Below are 2668 nucleotides of genomic sequence, written 5' to 3'. Positions count from 1 at the left end.
TATGTGGTCGACGGTGCTGGCCGTCCGGTGCCGGTGGGTGTGGTGGGTGAGTTGATGGTCGGTGGTCGGGGTGTGGCGCGGGGGTATCTGGGTCGGCCGGGGTTGACGGGTGAGCGGTTTGTGCCGGACTGGCTGGCCGGGGATGGTTCGCGGTTGTATCGCACGGGGGATGTGGGCCGGTGGCTGCCGGACGGGACGTTGGAGTTCGTGGGCCGCAATGATTTCCAGGTCAAGGTCCGCGGGTACCGGATCGAGCTCGGGGAGATCGAGGCCCGGCTGCTCGAACTCCCTGCTGTCCGGGAAGCCGTCGTGGTGGCGCACGGTGATCGCCTCGACGCCTACTACGTGCCCGACAGCAGCGTCGAGGTCGAAACGCTGCGTGGCGCGCTGAGTGAGGTCCTTCCTTCCTACATGGTGCCGTCGGCGTTTGTCGCCCTGGAGTCGCTGCCGTTGACCCCGAACGGGAAGGTAAACCGTGCTGCGTTGCCGGCGCCGGACGGCGGTGCGGTGGTGGCCCGCGGCTACCAGGCCCCGGTGGGTGTGGTGGAGGAGGTGCTGGCCGGGATCTGGTCGGACCTGCTGAATGTGGAGCGCGTCGGCCGCGACGATGACTTCTTCGAACTCGGCGGCCATTCCCTGCTGGCGGTCTCGCTGGTGGAGCGGATGCGGCAGGCCGGGCTGTCGTGTGATGTGCGGGCGGTGTTCACCACCCCCACCGTCGCCGGGCTGGCCGCGGCGGTCGCGGCTGGGGGCGGCGCCGAGGTGCCGGTGCCGCCGAACGCGATTCCGGCGGACGCCGAGGTGATCACGCCGGGGATGCTGCCGCTGGTGGATCTGACCGAGGAGCAGATCGCCAAGGTCGTCGCCTCGGTGCCGGGCGGCGCGGGCAACGTGCAGGACATCTACCCGCTCGCCCCGCTGCAGGAGGGGATCTTCTTCCACCACCTGATAGGCGGCGAGGGCGACGCCTATCTGCTGTCGAGCGTGTCGGTCGTGCCGTCGAGGGAGTGGATAGGCCAGTTCGCCGATGCGCTTCAGGCGGTGGTGGATCGGCACGACATCCTGCGTACGTCGGTGGTGTGGGAGGGACTGCCGCAGCCGGTGCAGGTGGTCTGGCGGCGGACCGAGCTGCCGGTCGAGGAGGTGACCCTCGACGGTTCCGGGGACGCGGCTGCCCAGCTCCTGGCACGTTACAACCCGCGCCGCTACCGGATGGACCTGGGCGCGGCGCCGCTGCTGCGGGTGGTCACGGCGTACGACGTGCCGAACAAGCGGTGGCTGCTGTTGGTGCTGATGCATCACCTGGTGGGTGATCACACCACATTGGAGATGTTGCAGGAGGAGATCGGGGCAGTGCTGGCGGGTAGCGCTGATGCGTTGCCGGAGTCGGTGCCGTATCGCAATGTGGTGGCCCAGGCGGTGCTGGGCACCAGTCGGGCAGAGCATGAGGAGTTCTTCACCGAGCTGCTCGGCGATGTCGACGAGCCGACGGCGCCGTTCGGGATTTTGGATGTCCGCGGTGACGGCACCGGTATCACGGAGGCGCAGGTCGCGGTCGAGGCCGAACTGGCCGAGGCGGTCCGGGAGCAGGCCCGTCGGGTCGGCGTGTCTCCGGCGAGTGTGTGCCATCTGGCCTGGAGCTTGGTGCTGTCCCGGCTCACCGGCTGCTCGGATGTGGTGTTCGGCACGGTCGTGTTCGGGCGGATGCAGGCCGGCGCGGGTGCGGAACGCGGCCTCGGTTTGTTCGTCAACACCCTGCCGGTACGCGTTGACATCGACGCCCGCAGCGTCCTGGAGGCGACGCGGGACACCCATGGGTTGCTGGCTGAGCTGCTACGGCATGAGCACGCCCCGCTGGTGCTCGCGCAGGGGTGCAGCCAGGTCCCGACCGGGCTGCCGCTGTTCACCAGCCTGCTCAACTACCGGCACACTACTCCGGCCGAACAGGTCACGGCCGGAGCGGCGATGTCCGGGTTCGAGGTGCTGCACAGTGAGGAGCGCACCAACTATCCGGTCGTGGTGTCGGTTGACGACCTCGGTGCCGAGGACGGCGGTTTCGCCATCACGGCTCAGGTGGATGACCGGCTGGACGCGGGCCGTGTCTGCGGGTTGCTGCTGAATGCTGTGCGGGAGATCAGCCGGGCGTTGGAGGCTGCGCCGGATGTGCCGGTTTCCGGCCTGGAGGTGCTGCCGGAGGCGGAGCGGGCGCTGGTGGTGGAGGGTTTCAATGCCACGGGCACGCCGATCGATACGCGGGTTTGTGTGCATGAGTTGTTCGAGGCGCAGGTGTCGGCGGCTCCGGATGCTGTGGCGGTGGTGCACGGCGATACGTNTGGGTCTGTGTGCCCAGCGGGGTGTTCGGTTGGTCGCGGCGATGCTGGGGGTGCTCAAGGCGGGTGGGGGCTATGTGCCGTTGGATCCGTCGTATCCGGCGGAGCGGTTGGCGTTCATGGTCGCGGATGCCCGGCCTGCGGTTGTGCTGACCGATGGTGTGGATCTGGCCGTGGCAGAGGTGCCGGTGCTGGATCTGGCATCAGGTTTCGCCGATATGCCGGAGACGGATCCGGTGGGCTTGGCGTCCGCGTCGGATGTGGCGTATGTGATCTACACCTCGGGTTCTACCGGTGTGCCGAAGGGTGTGGCGGTGGAGCATCGCAGCATTGTGCGG

2 pseudogenes are annotated in these 2668 nt (G+C 68.5%); both read left to right on the top strand.

What is annotated here, in order from left to right:
• Positions 1-54: 54 nt before the first annotated feature.
• A pseudogene (locus IEY86_RS35735) lies at positions 55-2145 on the top strand (condensation domain-containing protein); the annotation flags it as partial.
• A gap of 223 nt (positions 2146-2368) precedes the next feature.
• Positions 2369-2668, top strand: a pseudogene (locus IEY86_RS38590) (AMP-binding protein); the annotation flags it as partial.

This window comes from Wenjunlia tyrosinilytica (assembly GCF_014646055.1).
GTDB classification, from domain to species: Bacteria; Actinomycetota; Actinomycetes; order Streptomycetales; family Streptomycetaceae; genus Wenjunlia; species Wenjunlia tyrosinilytica.
This window is presented reverse-complemented; position numbering and strand designations above follow the sequence as displayed.